The sequence below is a fragment of the Vibrio sp. YT-15 genome (assembly GCF_033337445.1).
GTDB classification, from domain to species: Bacteria; Pseudomonadota; Gammaproteobacteria; order Enterobacterales; family Vibrionaceae; genus Vibrio; species Vibrio alginolyticus.
In genome coordinates this window covers 1-3,656 of the sequence record NZ_JAWOQR010000038.1, presented here as the reverse complement: position 1 = coordinate 3,656, position 3,656 = coordinate 1, and the positions used below count along the sequence as shown (strand labels likewise).

3 protein-coding genes are annotated in these 3,656 nt (G+C 48.6%); 2 read left to right on the top strand and 1 reads right to left on the bottom strand.

Annotated elements, in window-relative coordinates; translation table 11 throughout:
* Positions 1–1,165: IS91-like element ISVsa3 family transposase (locus R7D93_RS25020; RefSeq protein ID WP_000320694.1), on the top strand; the 1,165-nt coding region annotated here is incomplete at its 5' end.
* Between the two features lie 378 nt (positions 1,166–1,543).
* Here the strand turns inward: R7D93_RS25020 and tet(59) are convergent.
* Positions 1,544–2,746, bottom strand: coding sequence for a tetracycline efflux MFS transporter Tet(59) (gene tet(59) / locus R7D93_RS25015; protein WP_001031679.1), 1,203 nt, complete (start codon positions 2,744–2,746; stop codon positions 1,544–1,546).
* Positions 2,747–2,826: 80 nt separating this feature from the next.
* Here tet(59) and tetR point away from each other — a divergent pair, with 80 nt between their 5' ends.
* Complete coding sequence (tetR, locus tag R7D93_RS25010; RefSeq protein WP_000113092.1) at positions 2,827–3,429, top strand: tetracycline resistance transcriptional repressor TetR; 603 nt, start codon at positions 2,827–2,829, stop codon at positions 3,427–3,429.
* The last annotated feature ends 227 nt before the right edge of the window (positions 3,430–3,656 follow it).

Here is a 3,656-nt window from a genome sequence, read left to right as displayed (position 1 = left end):
GGTTGATGAAGTACTGCCTGAACAACCCATGCGTCAGTGGGTGTTGAGCTTCCCGTTTCAGCTGCGTTTCCTGTTTGCCAGCCGGCCCGAGATCATGGGGTGGGTGCTGGGCATCGTTTACCGCGTCATTGCCACGCACCTGGTCAAGAAAGCGGGCCATACCCACCAAGTGGCCAAGACGGGCGCGGTCACCCTGATCCAGCGTTTTGGATCGGCGCTCAATCTGAATGTTCACTTCCACATGCTGTTTCTCGACGGTGTGTATGTCGAGCAATCCCACGGCTCAGCGCGTTTCCGCTGGGTCAAGGCGCCGACCAGCCCAGAGCTCACCCAGCTGACGCACACCATCGCCCACCGGGTGGGTCGCTATCTGGAACGGCAAGGCCTGCTGGAACGGGATGTCGAAAACAGCTATCTGGCCTCGGATGCGGTGGATGACGACCCGATGACACCCCTGCTGGGGCACTCGATCACTTACCGTATCGCTGTCGGTTCACAGGCGGGGCGAAAGGTGTTCACTTTGCAAACTCTGCCGACCAGTGGTGATCCGTTCGGTGACGGGATTGGCAAGGTAGCCGGGTCCAGCCTGCACGCCGGCGTGGCGGCCAGGGCCGATGAACGCAAGAAGCTCGAACGGCTGTGCCGGTACATCAGCCGCCCGGCGGTATCCGAGAAGCGGCTGTCGTTAACACGAGGCGGCAACGTGCGCTACCAGCTCAAGACGCCGTACCGGGACGGCACCACGCACGTCATTTTCGAACCATTGGATTTCATTGCAAGGCTGGCCGCCCTGGTACCGAAGCCCAGAGTCAACCTAACCCGCTTCCACGGGGTGTTCGCACCCAACAGTCGGCACCGGGCGTTGGTCACGCCGGCAAAACGGGGCAGGGGCAACAAGGTCAGGGTGGCTGATGAACCGGCAACACCAGCACAACGGCGAGCGTCGATGACATGGGCGCAACGGCTCAAGCGTGTTTTCAATATCGACATCGAGACCTGCAGCGGCTGCGGCGGCGCCATGAAAGTCATCGCCTGCATTGAAGACCCTATAGTGATCAAGCAGATCCTTGATCACCTGAAGCACAAAGCCGAAACCAGCGGGACCAGGGCGTTACCCGAAAGCCGGGCGCCACCGGCTGAGCTGCTCCTGGGTCTGTTTGACTGACGAGCCTGAAGGCCAACGATACCAATCAAAATGCTGCGTTCACAGCGCCGCGGCAGGGATCCGCCGTGCTGGTTGTCGGAAAAGGAGCCGCTAGTGGGAAAGAGGAGGGTAAATTTTCAGCGTTGCTGGCTCCCCGTCAGCCGGATTGGGTTGCATCGCAGGGGTGTCGAAAGAGTCAACTGCGGTCCAAAGCTGTTGGACTTGGGTGAAAAGGGCGTTTATTCTTCCTATACGTTCATTAGGTCATCTAGCCTTTCTTCCGCAGGTTTTGTTCTTGGTTTTTTAGGGGGTAATGTCATAGGGTTTGTCTCTTAATATCTTGTGCTAAAAGCAAATCTGATAGGGGTATCATAGCACTTAATATTGATATGCTAAAACTTAGCTCGCTGGTAGCTTCGCTATTTTAACTATCTTTTTGGTGCTTCTATAAAAAGATAAAATAAATACAATCAATAAAACATACATTATCGCACCAATCATCCATATCCAGCCATCCCAACTTGCCAGTGTTTGACCAAAAATAAAGCTAAATAATAATGGGCCGATCACCCCCGTCGTATTGGTTAAGCTGACTAGAACGCCTTGTAGCTTACCTTGGTTAGTTTGATTGACTTGAGCTGACATTAACCCCTGTAAGGCTGGTAGCGCAATACTGCCGCCGGCGAGTAAGATTAATGTAGGGTAAATCATCCAACCCTTTGTCAATAATGACAAAATAATGAATGCTGCTCCATCAACAACAAAGCCCACAATAATCGTCACTTTTTCATTGAATTTCTTGGCGATTGCGCCCGCTACAAATGCTTGGAACAAGGCATGCATGATGCCTAACCCCGCTAAAGATAGGCCGATCTCCATACTGCCCCATTGAAAACGATGTTCCGTAAATAACACCCATGTCGTTGCTGGAATTTGCCCTATCATTTGAGTCATAAAAAAGATAAATAACAATAGTATGACTGGCTTGATCACTTGCAGGAAAGGTCGCGAATTTTCTGCTGTTTCTGTGGTGTTTTTTTCAGTATTTTTGATTTTATTATCTTTAAATATCAACATAATAACTAAAAAAGAGAGCGCATTTAAAATGGCAGCAATAATAAAAGGAAGATGAGCTGAGAATTGCCCTGTAAAGCCGCCAATTGCAGGGCCAGAGATTAACCCGACACCAAAAGCCGCCCCTAAGCGTCCAAACCACTTAGTACGCTCTTGTGAAGCAGTATTGTCAGCAATAACAGAAGCGGCGACCGCACCTGTTGCGCCAGTAACTCCAGAAATTAATCGCCCAACGTATAGCATCCAAAGTGAGCTAGATAATGCAAGCAAAGTGTAATCCACAGCAGCGCCTGCAAGAGATAGTAGTAATATTGGTCGGCGCCCGAATTTATCAGACCATTTGCCAAGTAGAGGAGCAAAAAAAACCTGCATGATGGCATACAGTGCCAGCAGGATACCGTAATGATTTGCTAAATTTTCAGCCGACACGTATTCACGTAACAATGTAGGCAATACAGGCATGATCAAGCCGATCCCCATAGCATCTAGGGCGGTGATCGTTAAAGCGGTGATCGCAAATTTATTCATCGTTTTTTCTCTATCATTGATAGAGTTGGAATATATCCCTATCAGTGATAGAGTGTCAATAGAAAAAAAGAGAGGGCAGTATGGCGCGATTAGATAAAGAAACCATCATCACAGTGGCATTAGAGTTGCTAAATGAAGTGGGAATGGAAGGGCTGACAACGCGAAAACTAGCTCAAAAACTGGGCGTAGAGCAGCCTACACTATATTGGCATGTGAAGAACAAGCGCACATTGTTGGATGCATTATCTGTTGAAATGCTAAAGCGTAATCATCGTCATTCATTACCCGCAGTTGGGGAAACGTGGCAACAATTTTTACGTAATAATGCATTGAGCTTTCGTGATGCATTATTAAGTTACCGTGATGGCGCAAAAGTGCATTTAGGGACTCGCCCGAGTTCAGACCAATATGACACCGTAGAAATGCAGTTGCAGTTTATGGTGGACAATGGTTTTTCATTAAAATGTGGGTTATATGCAATAAGCGCGGTTGGTCATTTTACGTTAGGTTCTGTGTTAGAGCAGCAAGAACATATCGCAGCACTTAATGATAGGCAACAAATAGCAGATGATACGATGCCTCGACTATTAAAAGATGCTTTGCAAATTATGGATCAAGATGATGGCACAGAGGCTTTTTTATTTGGTTTAGAAGCATTGATTAATGGTTTCGAAAAGCAGTGATAAGGTGTCTGTGTTTTTAGGCTCGCACAATAGGGGGGATTTGTGCGAGTGGTGGATTTATTTAGAACATTGTTTTTCAATTTGGCGTTTTTGTTCTACCAATTTTTTAGCTGTTGCCATCGCGAGTTGTTCATCGGCTTGCATTTTTGCTAAACACAGTATTGCAAGGACGCGGAACATGCCTCATGTGGCGGCCAGGACGGCCAGCCGGGATCGGGATACTGGTC

Excerpts from the sequence above, each read along its gene's own strand:
- tetR (WP_000113092.1), top strand. The coding sequence starts at position 2,827 with ATGGCGCGATTAGATAAAGAAACCATCATCACAGTGGCATTAGAGTTG.